The organism is Acinetobacter sp. WU_MDCI_Abxd143 (assembly GCF_025514195.1).
In the GTDB taxonomy this organism is placed as follows: domain Bacteria; phylum Pseudomonadota; class Gammaproteobacteria; order Pseudomonadales; family Moraxellaceae; genus Acinetobacter; species Acinetobacter pittii_H.
In genome coordinates this window covers 16,169-33,385 of record NZ_JAHPTH010000012.1, presented here as the reverse complement: position 1 = coordinate 33,385, position 17,217 = coordinate 16,169, and the positions used below count along the sequence as shown (strand labels likewise).

The 17,217-nt window shown below is 40.5% G+C and carries 17 protein-coding genes and 1 riboswitch; of the genes, 9 read left to right on the top strand and 8 right to left on the bottom strand.

Going from position 1 to position 17,217, the window contains the following annotated elements; translation table 11 throughout:
* Positions 1–104: 104 nt before the first annotated feature.
* Complete coding sequence (gene xerD, locus KTI79_RS16345; RefSeq protein WP_032055622.1) at positions 105–1,025, bottom strand: site-specific tyrosine recombinase XerD; 921 nt, start codon at positions 1,023–1,025, stop codon at positions 105–107.
* 143 nt (positions 1,026–1,168) lie between these two features.
* Here xerD and KTI79_RS16340 point away from each other — a divergent pair, with 143 nt between their 5' ends.
* The 5 genes from KTI79_RS16340 to ftsW all read left to right on the top strand — a co-directional run bounded on the left by KTI79_RS16340 (position 1,169) and on the right by ftsW (position 6,282).
* Positions 1,169–1,432, top strand: a complete 264-nt coding sequence (locus KTI79_RS16340; RefSeq protein ID WP_001991212.1) for a ferrous iron transport protein A — start codon at positions 1,169–1,171, stop codon at positions 1,430–1,432.
* Positions 1,429–3,282: a ferrous iron transporter B gene (locus KTI79_RS16335; protein WP_032055621.1), complete on the top strand. Its 1,854-nt coding sequence runs from the start codon at positions 1,429–1,431 to the stop codon at positions 3,280–3,282. The genes KTI79_RS16340 and KTI79_RS16335 overlap by 4 nt, the downstream gene beginning before the upstream one ends.
* Positions 3,283–3,302: 20 nt before the next feature.
* On the top strand, positions 3,303–3,554 hold the full coding sequence (locus tag KTI79_RS16330; RefSeq protein ID WP_032005839.1) for a DUF6587 family protein: 252 nt from the start codon (positions 3,303–3,305) through the stop codon (positions 3,552–3,554).
* A 160-nt stretch (positions 3,555–3,714) separates the two neighbouring features.
* Positions 3,715–5,061, top strand: coding sequence for a UDP-N-acetylmuramoyl-L-alanine--D-glutamate ligase (gene murD, locus KTI79_RS16325; protein ID WP_032055620.1), 1,347 nt, complete (start codon positions 3,715–3,717; stop codon positions 5,059–5,061).
* 24 nt (positions 5,062–5,085) lie between these two features.
* Positions 5,086–6,282, top strand: coding sequence for a putative lipid II flippase FtsW (gene ftsW, locus KTI79_RS16320; RefSeq protein WP_005079447.1), 1,197 nt, complete (start codon positions 5,086–5,088; stop codon positions 6,280–6,282).
* Between the two features lie 50 nt (positions 6,283–6,332).
* Here ftsW and gluQRS read toward each other — a convergent pair whose 3' ends face one another.
* The 6 genes from gluQRS to KTI79_RS16290 all read right to left on the bottom strand — a co-directional run bounded on the left by gluQRS (position 6,333) and on the right by KTI79_RS16290 (position 12,800).
* A complete protein-coding gene (gene gluQRS / locus KTI79_RS16315) occupies positions 6,333–7,310 on the bottom strand; it encodes a tRNA glutamyl-Q(34) synthetase GluQRS (RefSeq protein ID WP_032055618.1) in 978 nt (325 codons plus the stop codon).
* Between the two features lie 2 nt (positions 7,311–7,312).
* A complete protein-coding gene (dksA, locus tag KTI79_RS16310) occupies positions 7,313–7,849 on the bottom strand; it encodes an RNA polymerase-binding protein DksA (protein WP_002121205.1) in 537 nt (178 codons plus the stop codon).
* Positions 7,850–8,060: 211 nt separating this feature from the next.
* Positions 8,061–8,873, bottom strand: coding sequence for a 3',5'-cyclic-AMP phosphodiesterase (gene cpdA, locus KTI79_RS16305; protein WP_032055616.1), 813 nt, complete (start codon positions 8,871–8,873; stop codon positions 8,061–8,063).
* A gap of 4 nt (positions 8,874–8,877) precedes the next feature.
* Positions 8,878–9,504 carry an NUDIX domain-containing protein gene (locus KTI79_RS16300; protein ID WP_032055615.1) on the bottom strand — a complete coding sequence of 209 codons (627 nt, stop codon included), beginning with the start codon at positions 9,502–9,504 and terminating at the stop codon, positions 8,878–8,880.
* A 75-nt stretch (positions 9,505–9,579) separates the two neighbouring features.
* Positions 9,580–11,457 (bottom strand): phosphomethylpyrimidine synthase ThiC, encoded by a 1,878-nt coding sequence (gene thiC / locus KTI79_RS16295; protein ID WP_086375835.1) that lies wholly within the window; start codon positions 11,455–11,457, stop codon positions 9,580–9,582.
* Between the two features lie 88 nt (positions 11,458–11,545).
* Positions 11,546–11,680: riboswitch (TPP riboswitch) on the bottom strand.
* A gap of 34 nt (positions 11,681–11,714) precedes the next feature.
* Positions 11,715–12,800, bottom strand: a complete 1,086-nt coding sequence (locus KTI79_RS16290; RefSeq protein WP_032055613.1) for a hypothetical protein — start codon at positions 12,798–12,800, stop codon at positions 11,715–11,717.
* A 107-nt stretch (positions 12,801–12,907) separates the two neighbouring features.
* On the opposite strand from KTI79_RS16290, the gene KTI79_RS16285 reads away from it, so the two are divergent.
* From KTI79_RS16285 to phoU, 4 genes are all read left to right on the top strand, one after another.
* Positions 12,908–13,489 carry a TetR/AcrR family transcriptional regulator gene (locus tag KTI79_RS16285; protein WP_032055611.1) on the top strand — a complete coding sequence of 194 codons (582 nt, stop codon included), beginning with the start codon at positions 12,908–12,910 and terminating at the stop codon, positions 13,487–13,489.
* On the top strand, positions 13,482–14,387 hold the full coding sequence (locus tag KTI79_RS16280) for a DMT family transporter (protein ID WP_032055610.1): 906 nt from the start codon (positions 13,482–13,484) through the stop codon (positions 14,385–14,387). The genes KTI79_RS16285 and KTI79_RS16280 overlap by 8 nt, the downstream gene beginning before the upstream one ends.
* A gap of 95 nt (positions 14,388–14,482) precedes the next feature.
* Positions 14,483–15,814: a TolC family outer membrane protein gene (locus KTI79_RS16270; RefSeq protein WP_086375834.1), complete on the top strand. Its 1,332-nt coding sequence runs from the start codon at positions 14,483–14,485 to the stop codon at positions 15,812–15,814.
* Positions 15,815–15,919: 105 nt separating this feature from the next.
* A complete protein-coding gene (phoU, locus tag KTI79_RS16265) occupies positions 15,920–16,642 on the top strand; it encodes a phosphate signaling complex protein PhoU (protein ID WP_003654470.1) in 723 nt (240 codons plus the stop codon).
* A 304-nt stretch (positions 16,643–16,946) separates the two neighbouring features.
* Here the strand turns inward: phoU and KTI79_RS16260 are convergent, their stop codons facing one another.
* Positions 16,947–17,216: an oxidative damage protection protein gene (locus KTI79_RS16260; protein ID WP_000089995.1), complete on the bottom strand. Its 270-nt coding sequence runs from the start codon at positions 17,214–17,216 to the stop codon at positions 16,947–16,949.
* Position 17,217 lies beyond the last annotated feature (1 nt).

The following is a 17,217-nucleotide window of genomic DNA, read 5'->3' as shown; positions in this document are numbered from 1 at the left end:
AAGCATAACAAAAAATCTAACGTGTATTGTTAAAACTTTCTTAACCTTTGTGAACGAAATCAAGTGATTGTTAGGGATATTTCAAATAATAAGTTTTAAATTTTTTAACCTCTAGGGTGATGTTTTTCATGCAATTGTTGCATTCTTACTTGTGCCACATGTGTGTAAATTTGAGTCGTTGATAAGTCGCTATGACCCAGTAACATTTGTACTACGCGCAAGTCCGCGCCGTGATTGAGCAGGTGTGTTGCAAAGGCGTGACGTAAGGTGTGCGGCGAAAGTTCAGCTTGAATATTAGCTTGTAAGGCGTACCGTTTAATGGCATACCAGAAGTTCTGACGGCTCATAATTCCGCCGTGTTGAGTCAAAAAAAGATAATCCGTCGAGCTTTTGTAGAGTTGAGGCCGAGCATCCTGCAAGTAGCGTTCTACCCATTCACAGGCGAATTGTCCTAACGGAACCAAACGCTCTTTATTACCTTTACCTGTAACACGTAAATAGCCTTGTTTTAAGTTAATGAGTTCTAGGCGTAAGTTCAGCAGTTCTGAAACTCGTAAACCACATGCGTAAAGAACTTCAAACATTGCCCGATCACGTAAACCCAGTGCCGTATCAATATCAGGAGCCTGAATCAGTGCTTCGACATCTTCCTCTGATAGATCTTTAGGTAAGGCTCGACCAATCTTTGGAGAGTGATGGGTTGCTACAGGATTATCACTTCGTAATTTCTGTTCACGTAAAAATTTGTAAAACTGGCGTAGAGCAGATAAGCAGCGGGCAATTGAGCGTGGGCTTTTTCCAGCTTTAGTCAACTCAATCAAAACATCAGCGATATCATCACTTGTCCACTCTGGAAGAGCTGATTTTTTATGAAGTTCGCTGCATTGAATAAGGTCAGATAAATAAGCGTTACGCGTATGTGGACTCACCGTCTGAGCAACGAGATAGTCACGAAAACCTTGTAGAAAGCTTAAATGTTCAGGAATTTGAACAGGGCTTGGAATACGCGGTTTTTTATTCAACATACACTAGATCCTCTAAACCTCTGTACTCTAAAAGAAACTTTAAGGTTTGTCGATTAAACTGAATAAGAAGTGAAATTTAACCTTATTTGGTAATTATTCTCATTTATATGTATACTAGAAAAAAAGGTTTAGGATCGGATGCGGTGCGTTTATCAGCTTTAAAAGTGAAGCAAGCGGCGACCATCACCAAAGTGAATCGGATAGAAGTAGAGTCCGAGCAGCAAGATTTGGTCGCAATTCGTTTGGAAAGTCTGGGCTTTGTACCGGGCACACGAGTGGAAGTGATTACCAAGGGTGTTTTTGGTGGTGATCCGATCTTGATCCAAATTGGCTTTACTCGCTTCGCTTTACGTAAAGCAGAAGCGGAAAAAATTGAAATTCAAGTAGAAGAAGGAGTACCCGCATGAGTGATGCGTTACGTATTGCCCTTGTGGGAAACCCAAACTGTGGTAAAACCTCTCTCTTTAACCATTTAACTGGCACTCGACAAAAAGTTGCAAACTATGCGGGTGTAACGGTCGAGCGTAAGGTTGGTCATTTTCAGTTACCTTCAGGTCGAGCAGTACGTGTGCTCGATTTACCAGGGACCTATAGCCTTAATGCGACCAGTCCTGATGAAGCTATTACCCGTGACGTTTGCTTGGGTAAAATTGCCGAAGAAGGTCAGCAAGATGCCTTTTTATGTGTGGTTGATGCCACTAACTTAAAATTGCATTTAGGCCTCGTACTCGAAATGATCGAGTTAGGTCGTCCGATTTTACTTGTTCTGAATATGATGGATGAAGCGCGTCGTCGTGGCATCCAAATTAATACTCAAAAGCTATCCCAGCGTTTGGGCGTACCCGTTGTTGAAACAGTTGCTGTCCGTAATGCGGGTATTGAAAATTTATTACATGCTCTTGATCAAGAAAAATACAGTGTGCCACAGACTGAACTCAGTGGTTTAACTGGGACGCATCATCAAAAAATCGATATGATTTTTAAAGATGTGGTTCATTATGTTGATCAGGGAGACAAGCGTACTGATTTTTTAGATCGCATTTTCTTACATCCGGTTTTAGGCCTACTTAGCCTTGCCCTTATGATGTTTATTGTGTTCCAAGCAGTTTTTGCATGGGCAGCTCCATTCATGGATAGCATTGAAGGCTTCTTCGGTTGGCTAGGTGAAGTAGTAGGTTCTGTGATTACACAGCCACTACTGCATAGTTTGGTTGTTGACGGAATTATCGCGGGCGCGGGTGGCGTAGTTGTGTTCTTGCCACAAATTTTGATCTTGTTCTTCTTTATTTTAGTACTCGAAGAATCAGGCTATTTACCGCGTGCAGCATTCTTGCTTGATAAATTAATGTTCCAAGCGGGCTTAAGTGGCCGTGCCTTTATTCCTTTACTTTCGAGCTTTGCTTGTGCAGTACCAGGAATTATGGCAACGCGTAGTATTAGTGACCCTCGTGATCGTTTTACGACCATTATGGTTGCGCCTTTAATGACCTGTTCGGCACGTTTACCTGTCTATGCTTTGCTGATTGCTGCCTTCATTCCAGAGAAAATGGTCTGGGGTATTTTTAACCTGCAAGGTTTAGTGCTTTTCGGTCTGTATATGGCTGGTATTGTGAGTGCGCTGTGTGTTTCATTTTTAATGAAATTCTTTCAAAGAGATAAGTCGCAGCATGCTTTATTGCTAGAGCTACCAAGTTATCGTTTCCCTGATTTAAAAAGTGTGGGAATCGGTTTATTGGATCGTGCAAAGATCTTCTTGAAACGCGTCGGCGGAATCATTTTTGCGCTCTCTATTTTGCTCTGGTTCTTGTGTACTTTCCCGCAGCCACCAGAAGGGGCGACATTACCTGCCATAGATTATAGTTTTGCAGGTATGCTCGGACATCTTATCCAACCTTTATTTGCTCCAGTTGGTTTTAACTGGCAAATCTGTATCGCCTTAATCCCAGCTATGGCTGCTCGTGAAGTGGTTGTCGCGGCATTAGGTACAGTTTATGCCTTGTCTGCAACAGATGATGATGCTGTGGCACAAGGTTTGTCACATCTGATTAGTGCAGATGGAACGGGTTGGTCTTTGGCAACAGGTTTATCACTTTTAGTGTGGTTCATTTATGCTCCACATTGTTTGGCAACACTGGCAACGGTACGTCGCGAAACAGGTTCATGGAAACATGTTGCAGCTATGACTGCATATCTGTTTGGTTTAGCTTATTTTGCATCGTTTGTTACCTATCAAATTGCTTCCCACTACTGGGGCTAAAGCAATAAAGGAGGTTGTATATGGTTCAATATCTGATTATTGCGGTTTTAGTGATTTGGAGTGCTGTAGTTGTTTTTAAGAAAGTATTTCCAAAAACAGCAAATTCAGTCTTTTCTTCACTCTCTGCATTTTGCGAAAAGCAAGGTTGGGTAACCTTGGCAAAATGGCTTAAACCGAAAATGGCCTTTGGTTGTGCTGGCGGTTGTGGTTGTTCAAGCGAAGATAAACCTACCAATACAGTTCAAGAAATTAAGCCGATTAAATGGCAATAAACTTAGTATTTCTTGTTTCGTTTAAAAAGCCATCATATTGATGGCTTTTTTACGCACTGACACAAAAAAAGATGAATAAAGTTCAAACTGAAAAAGCATTCAAAACAGCAAAGTGCTAACATTTTTGCCATTCTGTCGATTGATAAATTGTGGGGCAAAAATGTTAATACAACGTGGTGGGTTAAAAGTTGTAGCAGGCTTGGGAATATCAGGCGTTTCTGCTGTAAATTTCCTGCATGAACAAGGCTACCAAGTTGCAGTAACAGACTCTCGTCCCACGCCACCAGGGCATGATCAGATTCCAGCTGGCGTTAAAACCAGTTTCGGTCAACTTGACCAAGAATTATTATTACAAGCAGAAGAAATTATTTTAAGCCCAGGTCTTGCACCACAATTACCAGAAATTCAGGCAGCTATTGCTCAAGGTATTTCGGTAGTAGGGGATATTCAATTATTACGCCGTGCAACCGATGTGCCTATTGTGGCGATCACTGGTTCTAATGCTAAAAGTACAGTAACGACTTTAATTGGCTTAATGGCTAAAGATGCAGGTAAGAAAGTTGCTGTGGGTGGCAATCTTGGACGCCCAGCTCTAGATTTATTAAAAGATCAACCTGAATTAATTGTACTTGAGCTATCAAGTTTTCAGCTAGAAACCACGTCTCACTTAAATGCTGAAGTTGCTGTGGTTCTCAATATGAGTGAAGACCACTTAGATCGTCACGGCAATATGTTGGGTTATCATCAAGCAAAACACCGTATTTTCCAAGGCGTTAAAAAAGTAGTATTTAACCGTGATGACGCTTTAAGTCGTCCTCTCGTTCCAGATACCACACCAATGCAAAGCTTTGGTTTAAATGCACCAGATTTAAATCAATATGGTGTTTTAAGAGATGGTGATGGCACGCTTTGGCTTGCGCGTGGTTTACAGCGTTTAATTAAAAGCTCAGATTTATATATTCAAGGCATGCATAACGTAGCAAATGCTTTAGCTTGTCTCGCATTAGGAGAGGCAATAGGCCTGCCTATGGAATCTATGCTTGAAACCTTAAAACAATTTAAAGGCTTAGAGCATCGCTGTGAATATGTAAAGACTGTGCATGATGTACGTTATTACAATGATTCTAAAGGCACAAACGTTGGCGCTACGCTTGCAGCAATTGATGGTTTAGGTGCTGCCATTGAAGTGAAAAAAGGTAAGGTTGCCTTGATCTTAGGTGGTCAAGGTAAAGGTCAGGATTTTGGTCCATTACGCTCTTCTATCGAAAAATATGCCAAAGTTGTGGTATTGATTGGTGAGGATGCTTCGGTGATTGAACAAGCCATTCAAGGTGCAACCAAAATTTTACATGCAGCAACGCTTAAAGAAGCTGTAGAGCTGTCTCAACGTGAAACACAGGCCGAAGATGTGGTTTTGTTATCACCAGCATGTGCAAGTTTTGATATGTTTAAAAGTTATAATGACCGTGGTCAGCAGTTTGTTGCCTGTGTCAATTCGTTGGTTTAAAGAAAACATGATTAGGAATGTAGTATGGCAGGCTTAGCTCAGACCACAATCCAGAAAATCAATCATTGGTATGAACGGATATTGCCTAAATGGCCAGCGGAAGTGACGCCACGTAATGTCCTGATTTTCTGTGTCGTTGCATTATTATGTATCGGTTCAGTGATGGTTGCATCTGCTTCGATGCCCTATGCTGAATATATGCATGAAAACCCGTTTCACTATGTGATTCGTCATGGTATTTCGATTGTCGCTGCGGGTGTAGTGGCTTATTTGACCTATCGAATATCACTGAATACGTGGTTTAAAAATACCTTCCCGCTGTGGTTATTAACCATGGTTCTGTTGCTTGCTGCTTTGGTGGTAGGTTCGGAAGTCAACGGTTCTACACGTTGGATTAAGATCGGTGGCTTTACCTTGCAGCCAACCGAGGTTGCCAAAGTCATGATGGCAATCTTTACCGCAGACTACGTTGTGCGCCGTGCCAAAGAGGTTCGTACTCATTGGAAAGGCTTATTGCGTTTAAGTGGGGTTATGGCAATCACGGTCGGTTTAATTATTGCTGAGCCTGACTTGGGGGCAACGGTCGTTATTGTCATGATGATGGTTGGGGTATTCTTTTTAGCGGGCGCGCCGCCAACTCAGTTCTTAATCATGCTTGGTGCGATTGTCACAGGTATTGTGTTTTTGATCTTATTTGAACCCTACCGTTTCCAGCGTTTGATTTCGTTTACTGACCCATGGGCAGACCCGTTGGGTGTGGGTTATCAGTTATCAAATGCATTAATGGCTTTTGGCCGTGGTGAATGGTTTGGTACAGGCTTAGGGCATAGTGTACAAAAACTATCTTATTTACCTGAAGCGCATACTGACTTTATGTTGGCAGTGCTAGGTGAAGAGTTTGGCTTTGTGGGTATTTCTATTGTTATTGGCTTGTCTTTCTTGATGCTGGCATGTTGTATCAAAATTGGTCACCGTGCCTTGAAACATCATTACCTTCGTGCAGGCTATCTAGCTTACGGTATTAGTATTATTTTCTTGCTCCAGATTTTAGTAAATGCGGGCATGAATATGGGCTTAATGCCGACGAAAGGTTTGACTTTGCCATTCATTAGTTATGGTGGTACGTCTTTAATGATGTGTGCTGCGATGATTAGCTTAATCTTAAAGATTGATGCATCAACACAAGAAGTTAACCCAGAACGAGAAGAGTCAAACTTCTAAAATTAGACATCATAAAAAAAGCCCGATATCAAATCGGGCTTTTTTATTATTTATAGATATGTTCCGCTGAGCTCTTGCCCATGGGGAATCAAATCAACATTCCACTGTGCTACAGCCTGTTTGAGCATCGCTCTAGGTTGATCTAAATCAACGTTGGGTTGTCCCAAGGCGAGTATCGCTTTTTGAAGTAATTCAGGTGCTTTTGATAAATCGAGTGCTTGAGCTAGATTTTGTTTAGAGAGCTTTTGCCCTTGGTCATTCATTGCAAGGGGTAGGTGCATATAGCTTAGTTGAGGATAACTTAGAAGCTGACCTAGCCAAATCTGACGTTCAGTGTTATCTAATAAATCTGCGCCTCGAACGACATGGGTAATACCTTGTAGATAATCATCCACGACGACCGCAAGTTGATAGTTAATAATTCCATCACGGCGTTTAAGAACAAAATCTCCAAGATCGTGTTGTAGATTGGAGCAATGACGTCCTTGCAATCGGTCATCAAAACAGATCTGCTGATCTTGAACTTTTACCCGAATCGCTTGACCTTGAAAATCAAGATTGAGATCGCGACAAGTACCTGCATAGATTGCATTTGAACCAAGCATTTTGCGGGTACATTGACATGCATAGATAAGACCTTCTTTTTTGAGTTGGTCTAATACGCTTTTATAAATATCTAAACGATTTTTTTGAAAGATGATCTCTGCATCGGGTTCGAACTGGAAGGCTTCAAGTGATTTGAGAATATGCTCTTCACTGCCGGGATAAATACGAGGGATATCTGTATCTTCGACACGAACCAGCCATTTGCCTTGATGGGCTTTTGCATCGCAATAGCTGGCAACAGCAGTAATGAGTGATCCAAAATGCAAAGGGCCGGTTGGCGATGGCGCAAACCGACCTGAGTAGCGAATCAGCGAAACATCGTCTCGCCGCTGCGCAAGAGAAAAGCTATGCTTTTCTGGCAGGCGATTTAACTGCTGCGCAAGAGCCGAGTTGTGCTCGGCTGGAGAATTATCAACAGTCACAATTAACCGTTATTTTGCTTCTCTTTGATTTCTGCCAAAGTTTTGCAATCAATACATAAAGTTGCAGTTGGACGTGCTTCTAAACGACGTAAGCCGATTTCAATACCACAAGTTTCACAGAAACCGTAGTCTTCATTCTTAATAGCTTCCATAGATTGTTCGATTTTACGAATTAACTTACGTTCACGGTCACGTGTACGTAATTCAATTGCAAATTCTTCTTCTTGGGTAGCACGGTCGTTTACATCTGGCAGTGCAGTTGATTCGTCTTGCATCGTATTTAAAGTACGATCAACTTCAGACATTAATTCAGCTTTCCATGCTTGCAGAATTTGTCGGAAATGCTCGAGCTGTCCTTCAGACATGTACTCTTCATTTTTCTTAGGTTGATAAGGTGCAATACCAAATAAACTTGCAGTTGTGCCTATGTCAGAAGTTTTAGGTTTCACTTTACGTGCACGTTTTGCAGAAGCTTTGTCACCTTCCACTACAACTTCTGTATGTTCATCCAAAACTTGGTTGTGGTTGTCATTCGCCATAATAGGGCATTCCTCATCATACACGTATTATCTATACGCAAAAAATATGGTGATATGCAAGTGTTTTTATAGAAAACCATCGATGGGATTTTCCCATCGGGTCGTCATCATATAGATTTTTCCTGCAAGATGATAGTCATTCCGACCCGTAAATATTTTCAAAACGTGTTTACCCCAGTCATAATTATATATAAGCATATAAGAAATAGGGCTAATAGCCTGAAATATCAGTGTTTATATGCCCTTGAAAATTTTCAAGACGGAAGACTTCTGTTTCAAAACTACCATCGTTTTTTAGACGAATGTAACGGTAGCCGGGAGCATTTTGATCTAAAGCAAAATCATTGCTAAAGGGTTTAAACTGCACACTTGTCGAGGGTGTAGAGAAAAATTCAACTCCTTGCCAAGTGTTTATTGAGTCTTGATGAACATGCCCGCAGACTAAAGCTTTTACATTTTTAAATGGAGCCAAGGTAGTAAGCAAGGCATTAGAATTTTGTAACTTGTGATGATCAATCCATTTTGACTTCATGGCAAAAGGGTGATGATGACAAGCCAGCAAAATCGGATTGTCTGCAAACTCTTTAAGTAAAGCCGTTAAGCTGTCTAGCTGTTCTGCTGATAGATGTCCATCAATATGACCTTTTACCGCACTATTTAATAAAATAACCCGCCAGTTCCCTAAGCAAATAACTACAGGTTCCTGATGATTCTCTTTGTGCAATGGGAAATGATCAACATTGTCATGATTACCTAAGGTCTGAAAAAAGGGGAGACCAAGCGTTCGCATATATTGAATATAACGGTTGTAGGTAATAGGCGTTGGTGCCTGAGCTAGATCCCCGGTATGGATAATTGCATCAATTTCAGGATGTTTATTAAGTATCTGTTGAATAATGGCATGAAAGCTTTCTTCAGGATTCATACCCACAAATTCTAAGTGCGGATACTCCAATAGGTGGGTATCGGTAATTTGTATAATGACATGGTCTTTTTGTGAAAGTGTTGAGACTTGAAAAGTCACCGTCCTACCTCTTCGGGTTTATTATCGTTTTGCTGTGTTGGGCCAGCCATTGTAATGCCATAATGACAGGAGCATTTCTTAAACGTCCGCTGTCGAGTAGAGTCTGGATTTCACTATAATTAAATAAGTGTAATTGAATATTTTCCCCCTCATCATCTACGCCAAATACCCCCCCTTCAGTGGGTAATTCAGTTTCAGCAACATAGAGATGGAATAATTCTGAGCAAGCACCAGCTGACGGGTAAAAGCTAAATAGATGCTCTAAATTTTGAACTTCGCAACCTGATTCTTCAAGGCTCTCTCGTCGAATACAACTTTCTGGTGATTCATCACCATCTAACACGCCTGCAATTATTTCCAGCTGCCACGGTGATTGAGGATCATCTAAAGCCCCAACACGGAACTGTTCAATCAGTGCAAACTGTTGTTTTTGATCGTTGTAGAGTAGTACACCAGCTGCTTCAGGCCGATGAACGAGTTCACGCTGCAATACATGAGTATATTCAGATTGATTAAATAGACGATGTCGAAGGCTGACTTTTTCAACTTGAATAAAACCACGGAATAGAGATTCACGTGATGTTACTTCGACATCTTTAGATGTATAACTTGGACGTTCAACAATACTCATGATTCGGTCAGGACGAAATCTATTTATTTCATCCTAACCGAGAATCATGGCTAGGCAAGTGTTTTTTTTGAATATTTACACTTTATGATACAGTTTTTGTCCTTGCTCCTGATAAACCTCTTTCATCGCTTTGAGGCCTTCTTCAACCTCTGAATCGCTATTGGTGAGATTGTTGGCATAGTCGCGGACATTCTGAGTGATTTTCATTGAACAGAATTTTGGACCACACATTGAACAGAAGTGAGCAGATTTATGAGCCTCTTTTGGTAAGGTTTCATCGTGCATACTACGCGCTGTGTCAGGGTCCAGACTTAAGTTGAACTGATCATCCCAACGGAACTCAAAGCGTGCTTTTGACAAAGCATTATCGCGAACTTGAGCACCCGGATGTCCTTTCGCAAGATCGGCAGCATGTGCTGCAAGCTTGTAGGTAATAATTCCGTCTTTAACATCTTTTTTGTTTGGTAAACCTAAGTGTTCTTTTGGTGTCACATAACAAAGCATCGCTGTGCCGTACCAACCAATCATGGCTGCGCCAATTGCAGAGGTAATGTGGTCATAACCCGGAGCGATATCTGTTGTTAAAGGCCCAAGCGTATAGAATGGCGCTTCTTTACAAACTTCTAGCTGAAGGTCCATGTTTTCTTTAATCATGTGCATTGGTACGTGACCAGGGCCTTCAATCATGACCTGAACATCATGTTCCCATGCACGGTGAGTCAGCTCACCTAGAGTTTTAAGTTCGCTGAACTGTGCTTCGTCATTTGCATCTTGAATACAGCCTGGACGTAAGCCATCACCTAAGCTAAATGAAACGTCATAAGCTTTCATGATTTCACAGATTTCATCGAAATGAGTGTATAAGAAGTTTTCTTCATGATGCGCTAGACACCACTGCGCCATGATTGAACCGCCACGAGATACGATACCTGTTAAACGGTTTGCTGTAAGTGGTACATAGCGAAGTAATACACCTGCGTGAATCGTGAAGTAGTCAACGCCTTGCTCAGCTTGTTCAATCAGTGTGTCTTTGAAGATTTCCCAAGTCAGGTCCTCTGCAACGCCATCAACTTTTTCAAGTGCTTGATAAATCGGTACTGTGCCGATTGGAACAGGTGAGTTACGAATAATCCATTCACGTGTTTCATGGATGTTTTTACCTGTCGACAAGTCCATAATGGTGTCGGCACCCCAACGGGTTGCCCACGTCATTTTTGCAACTTCTTCGTCAATTGAAGAACCAAGTGCTGAGTTACCAATATTGGCATTAATTTTAACCAAGAAGTTACGGCCAATAATCATTGGCTCAAGTTCTGGGTGGTTAATATTGGCAGGAATGATCGCACGACCTTCAGCAACTTCTTGGCGAACAAATTCAGGTGTAATTTCTTTTAAGTTTTTTGCACCAAAATTCTGACCAGCATGTTGACGCATATCAACACCTTCACGCTGGCGTTGATTTTCACGAATTGCAATATATTCCATTTCAGGTGTGATAATACCTTGCTTGGCATAGTGCATTTGAGTGACATTTTTACCAGCTTTGGCACGACGCGGATTTTGAATGTGCGCAAAACGAATATCAGCGGTACGAATGTCTTTTAAACGTTCCTGACCAAATTTTGAGGTCAAGCCAGAAAGTACGTCAGTATCGTTACGCTCTTCAATCCAGTTTTGGCGAACTGAAGGTAAACCTTTGTCTAAATCAATTTGAACATTTGGGTCGGTATAAACACCTGAAGTGTCATAAACCATAATAGGAGGATTATGTTCACCGCCAAGACCGGTAGGGGTATCGGTTAAAGAAATTTCTCGCATTGGAACCTGAATGTCAGGGCGAGAGCCTTCAATATAAACTTTTTTAGAAGCGGGTAAGATGCGAGTTAAATCTTTTGCATCTTGTTCATGTTGTGCTGAAATTTCAGCAGAAGAAAGATTCGTTAACTGGTTCATCACATGATCCTTATGAATAACATCAACGAATCAAGCACGACCAAAAACGATGGCAGATTTATCTTTATGAGATAAATTTAAGGCTTAAGTTTTCAGATGGCTTGATTCCTACGCAGGTCTTAACCTGATCAGGTTCAACGGTACTTGTGATCAAACTTGTGTTGCGATAACACGGAATTTACACAATCTCAGCGAGCTATTACTCGCGCTCCGTCAAGCGATTTACAGACTAACATGTTTTAGGCTGGCTGGCATTGTCAATTTGTATCTATACAAACCGCATCCATATGGCAGTCACGATAGACTTCCGTGTTCCATGGCGAATCAAATTTTAATAGCTGCTCAAGCTGTTCATGAGTCATCTGATAATTTGATTTTTTATCACCATTTTTATCATTTAAATCTATTTTAAATTGCTTATTGCGCTCATCGATAGGCGTAGCAATAAACTTAAGAAACAGTTGAGCAGGTTTGGCTAAACTCGACTCATTTTGTGTAGAGAGAAACCTAATTTGCTGAAGCGCATCTTTATCAAACCATGTGTTCGGCGCATATTCATCTGACACCGGCGTATTGTCTAAGCCAAAGAAAATAAAATAGCGATATTCGTTAAAGAGTAATTTGGCATCATTAATAAAGTGGCTCTTTGGATATTTTTGAATAAATTTTTCCCAAAACAATGCGCGTTCAGTGAGTTCTTTCCATGAAATAGCCAACGCACCATCGTTATAAAAAATATTTTGATTGTCTTTCGCCATACGCGTTAAAAACTCTTTTTGATCAACGGGTAAGGCTTTAGAAAAAACATCAACTAAATAGATTGGCTGACGTCGATAGGTAAACATGCCTTCGCCTTGATAAAGCAGTTCAATGTAGGCTTGGCCTTCATGCTGAAGTAAATATTGATCACGCGGGCTCAGTTGGGCGAAGAGCTTTTTCTGACTTTGAATCACCTTTTTAAGGTCTTGTTGTTTATGTTCTAAAATGGCATAGCCAAATGCTTCAAAAGCTCTCCCTGTTTTTTCAGTATAGTCTTGTTTAATAAAACGTTGATACATGGTTGTTGATGCATCAATTAGCTTAAGCTGTTCCTCATTTTTTAACAAAGGAACACAGGTTTTAAGCTTTTCATTAATTTGATTTAAGTCTTCTATTTTACTGTTCTGATTAATCGTGTGCATGGCTACCATAATTTGTAAGCAACCGCTGTCTTGTTTTTGAGACGCCTTTTGTTCAGTTGGTTTTTGCTCTTTAGATACAGCCTGATCTTGTTGAGAGGTTTTATTACATCCAGCTAAAAGTAGTGCACCGCACATACTCATTATTAGAACTTTTTTCATCATTGTACTTTTATAGAAATTAATATTGCTCAAATTATAACGCTTAAAAAGATTGCATCATTGTTAGAAATCTTTATTATTATGTAGGTCGGTCTACTTAAGTAAAAGCTATGAATGATAAAACAGCAAGACAGAAAATTCTCGATGCAGCGGCAACCTTGTTTTATAACGATGGCATTACTGCAACAGGAATCAACTCAGTTACGGCTAAAGCAGATGTCGCGAAGATGTCGCTTTATAATAATTTTTCTTCAAAAGGAGATCTTGTTGATGCTTACATTACTGCACGCCATCAAGAGTGGCTTGACCTCTATCAAAAGCGTTTAGAAAAAACAAACACAGCTAAAGAAGCCATTTTAGCTGTGTTTGATGCCTATCAAGACCATGCGGAATTTGCCTATGAAAAGGGTTTTCGAGGTTGTGGGTTGTTGAATGCTGCCGCAGAGTTTCCGGCGAATAGTGCAGGGCGTAGTTCGGTAAGGCAGCATAAAGAAGAAGTAGAAGCTATTGTTGCTGAGCATTTAAAAAAATTGATACCAGACTCACAGCGGATTAGTTATGTGTCTACGCAGCTTTCTTTTCTTTTAGAAGGTTCTATGGCAAGAGCAGGCTTAGAAGGAAATAGTCGTCAACTTCTATTAGCAAAACAAATGGCAGAAGACATTTTAAATAGAGAATGTCCACATGATTAGCCTCATTAAAAATAGTAGCTATGGAGGCACAATTGCAATTTTAGTTGCTTCTGTTTTGTGGGGAACAACAGGTACGGCGGCAGCATTTGCACCGACACTTGGCCCACTTGCTATTGGCGCTGTAGCGATGGGCGGTGGAGGCCTTTTACAAGCTTTGGTTGCATCACGAGCAATACGCGAAAACAGCCAGTTTATAAGGGAAAATATTTCAATACTGCTTTTAGGCATAGCGGCGGTGGGTATTTATCCCTTGGCTTTTTATTCTTCAATGTATTATGCAGGTATTACGATTGGCACCGTGGTTTCAATTGGTACTGCTCCACTAATCGCAGCAATTTTAGAACGATTCTTTGATCGCAAAGCTTTATCGGCTATCTGGTTTCTAAGTTTTGTGTGCGGTGTGCTTGGTGTAAGTATGTTGTCGATGGGCGAAAGTCATGCGGTTCAAGAGAGTACAAATCAATGGAATAAATTTTTCGGTATTTTTCTTGGGCTGGTCGCTGCTACAACTTATTCGCTTTATTCATGGGCTGCAAAAAGATTAATAGATCGGGGTGTTGCTGCTAAAGCTGCAATGGGTATGATTATGGGCGGTGGAGCGGTTATTTTACTGCCTACTTTGTTGATTACAGGTGGAGGGTTACTACAAAGCTCAACCAATCTACTTGTGGCTGGCTATATGATGCTGATTCCTATGTTTTTGGGTTATTTACTTTTTGGATTTGGTCTAAAAACAGTAAATGCCAGCAAAGCGACAACCTTAACTCTATTTGAACCTTTAGTGGCTGCGATTTTTGCGATTGTTTTGGTTGGCGAGCATGTTTCATGGGTAGGCTGGATAGGCATGTTTTTGATTTTTATTTGTATTTTAATCTTGTCAAAAACTAAGAACGCTTAAAAAACTAAAACTTTTAATGGCTTGAGTTTGATTTGAATTTTTCTTAGTCTTAAAGGCAAGTTTTATCGTTGATTTGAACAATGAAAATAAAATTAATGGTCGCTGTTGGCCTTTGGAGTTTTGCATCTTCGAGTTTTGCTCTAGATTTGGTTGAAGCTTATGAGCGCGCAAAAAAAAATGACCCAGCGTGGCAAGCCAATCAACAACAATTTGAAGCAGATCAACTTAATTTAGGCTTGGCAACAGGAGCGTTATTACCCACTGTCACATTGTCTGGAAACATTACTCGTAATCGGCAAACTGTAAAACGTTCAAACTTTCCGGGTGTTGATCAAGAAGGCCTGTCAGATGCTTTGGTAAGTAATACATCAACGACTCGACAAGCCACTCTCACTGCACGTCAGCCATTATTTCGAATGGATGCTTGGGAAGGTTATAAGCAAGTTAAAACTTCGGTTGCCTTAAGTGAAATTACCTTAAGACTGCAAAAACAAGATCATGTTTTAAATGTGGCAGAAGCCTATTTTAATGTGTTGCGTCAGCAGGCATTGAGTGTTGCATACTTACAAGAAGAAAAGGCTTTGCTTGAACAGCTCAATATGATGAATGCCAAACTCAAAGAAGGGTTGGTGGCACGTAGTGATGTGAGTGAAGCCAATGCTCAATATCAAAATGCCAGAGCCAATCGTATTTCAACCAATGTTCAATTACTTTTAGCTCAAGAGCAGCTGTCTGAATATATTGGTTCTTATCAAGATAAACTTGCTGTACTGCGAAGTGATTTTAATTTTCAAAAGCCTTATCCAGCAGAGCTTAATGACTGGCTTTCTTTGGCGCAGCAAAAAAACTTAAAAATTCAGCAAGCCCGCTTACAGCAAAAATATAGTGAGGACCAGCGCCGTGTCGAAAAGGCAGCGCTTTATCCTCAAATAGATGCTGTAGCAAGCTATGGCTATACTAAACAAACACCAGAGACACTCATTTCTACTGACGGAAAATTTGATCAGGTCGGGGTAGAAATGAACTGGAATCTATTTAATGGTGGACGGACCCGAACATCAATTAAAAAAGCCACTATAGAAGCCAGTAAAGCGCAGGCACAACTTGATGCAGCTATTCGCCGTGCCAATGTCGATGTGAAAAGTGCCTTTATGCAGGTCGACACAGATCAAGCCAAACTTGAAGCAAGAAAGGCCGCAATGGATTCATCTTCTTTAGTTTCTCAAGCTTCAAAAGCGAGTTATAACGAAGGCTTAAAAAGTATGGTTGATGTTTTATTGGCGCAGCGTAATGCTTTTTCTGCAAAACAGGATTATCTTAATGCTCAGTATGACTATTTATTGAATGTGCTTCGTTTAAAAGCTGCGGTAGGCCAGTTAGGTGAAAAAGATCTAGTCGAGCTTAATAGCTGGTTAACTTATCAGTAATTGAATGCTTTTATCTGAAATTTAATTTTGTCATAAAAACTTAATGATTGCTGTGTTTTAATGCTCAATCATTTTATTCCCGCGCCATCATGTTGGAGGCTTCCCTTGAGTCCGAGTAATCCGGTGTTAAGCCATCATATTTCTTCTCAATTTAATGAAGATTTGCAAGATGTAAACACAAAGTTTATGACCATGGGTGGCTTGGTCGAACAACAGGTTGCCAATGCAATTCATGCTTTACTTGATACAGACGCAAATTTAGCGATTGATGTTCAATTTAAAGATAATGCAGTCAATCAATATGAACGTGATATTGATGAAGGCTTAACATTAATTTTGGCGCGTCGTCATCCAGCAGCGATTGACTTACGTATGGTAATTGCCATGAGCAAAGCCAATACTGACCTTGAGCGTATTGGTGATGAAGCTGCAAAAATTGCCCGTATTGCACAAAACCTGTGTGAAGAAGGCGGGTCACCGCGTGGTTACATGGAAACACGTCATATTGGTAACCAAGTTCGTGTCATGATTCATGATGCACTTGACGCTTTTGCACGTTTAGATGCAGATCAAGCTTTACGTGTACTTTTAGCGGATGCTGACATTGACCGTGAATATCAATCAGCAACACGTACATTAATGACCTATATGATTGAAGACCCGCGCCATATTGCTCGTGTGATTAATGTCATGTGGGTTTTACGTTCATTAGAGCGTATTGGTGATCATGCGCGTAACATTGCTGAGCAAGTGATTTATATGGCAAAAGGCTTTGATGCTCGTCATACCAAAATTGAAGAAATTGAAGCCAAAGTCCACGAAAAGTAATCTTGAGCTGAAATATTTAAAGGCCTTGTTTCAAACAAGGCCTTTTTATTTTTAAAAATAATAGATAAAAAAATGTCCCGAACTTTGGGGGGAAGTTCAGGACAGAAAATCAAGTGCATAAACACGACAGGGATCGTGTTCTTCTTGCTATAGAGTGATATTAAGTTCTTCGCTTTTTGATGTCATGTAGAGTCCTGTGCGCTCTATGTAAGGCTTTTTATGTTTGTGTAAGTTTCACGTAAAAAAAGGCGGATCTATGTATATAGACCCGCCTTTTTAATACTGAATAAGCTAAAAAAACCGATTATTCTGGTTTCCAGCCTTCAGCTTTTTCTACGCTTTCATCATTATTGAAGAATTTCTCACGTTGTTCTTCCAGAAACTTTTTAGCTTCTGGTTCAAACACGTTTAAACGCTTTTCATTAATGAGCGTAGTTTGATGCTGTAACCATTCTTGCCATGCTTGCTTAGAAACATTTTCAAAAAAATCTTGGCCTTTAGCACCTGGGAAAGGAGCGAAGTCTAAACCTTCCATTTCCTTTTGATATTTACGGCAAAATACTTGGCGACTCATG

Excerpts from the sequence above, each read along its gene's own strand:
- ftsW (WP_005079447.1), top strand. The coding sequence starts at position 5,086 with ATGGCAGGCTTAGCTCAGACCACAATCCAGAAAATCAATCATTGGTAT.
- xerD (WP_032055622.1), bottom strand. The coding sequence starts at position 1,025 with ATGTTGAATAAAAAACCGCGTATTCCAAGCCCTGTTCAAATTCCTGAA.
- KTI79_RS16335 (WP_032055621.1), top strand. The coding sequence starts at position 1,429 with ATGAGTGATGCGTTACGTATTGCCCTTGTGGGAAACCCAAACTGTGGT.
- KTI79_RS16280 (WP_032055610.1), top strand. The coding sequence starts at position 13,482 with ATGATTAGCCTCATTAAAAATAGTAGCTATGGAGGCACAATTGCAATT.
- KTI79_RS16285 (WP_032055611.1), top strand. The coding sequence starts at position 12,908 with ATGAATGATAAAACAGCAAGACAGAAAATTCTCGATGCAGCGGCAACC.
- KTI79_RS16330 (WP_032005839.1), top strand. The coding sequence starts at position 3,303 with ATGGTTCAATATCTGATTATTGCGGTTTTAGTGATTTGGAGTGCTGTA.
- KTI79_RS16300 (WP_032055615.1), bottom strand. The coding sequence starts at position 9,504 with ATGAGTATTGTTGAACGTCCAAGTTATACATCTAAAGATGTCGAAGTA.
- dksA (WP_002121205.1), bottom strand. The coding sequence starts at position 7,849 with ATGGCGAATGACAACCACAACCAAGTTTTGGATGAACATACAGAAGTT.
- KTI79_RS16290 (WP_032055613.1), bottom strand. The coding sequence starts at position 12,800 with ATGATGAAAAAAGTTCTAATAATGAGTATGTGCGGTGCACTACTTTTA.
- thiC (WP_086375835.1), bottom strand. The coding sequence starts at position 11,457 with ATGAACCAGTTAACGAATCTTTCTTCTGCTGAAATTTCAGCACAACAT.
- murD (WP_032055620.1), top strand. The coding sequence starts at position 3,715 with ATGTTAATACAACGTGGTGGGTTAAAAGTTGTAGCAGGCTTGGGAATA.
- KTI79_RS16260 (WP_000089995.1), bottom strand. The coding sequence starts at position 17,216 with ATGAGTCGCCAAGTATTTTGCCGTAAATATCAAAAGGAAATGGAAGGT.
- KTI79_RS16270 (WP_086375834.1), top strand. The coding sequence starts at position 14,483 with ATGGTCGCTGTTGGCCTTTGGAGTTTTGCATCTTCGAGTTTTGCTCTA.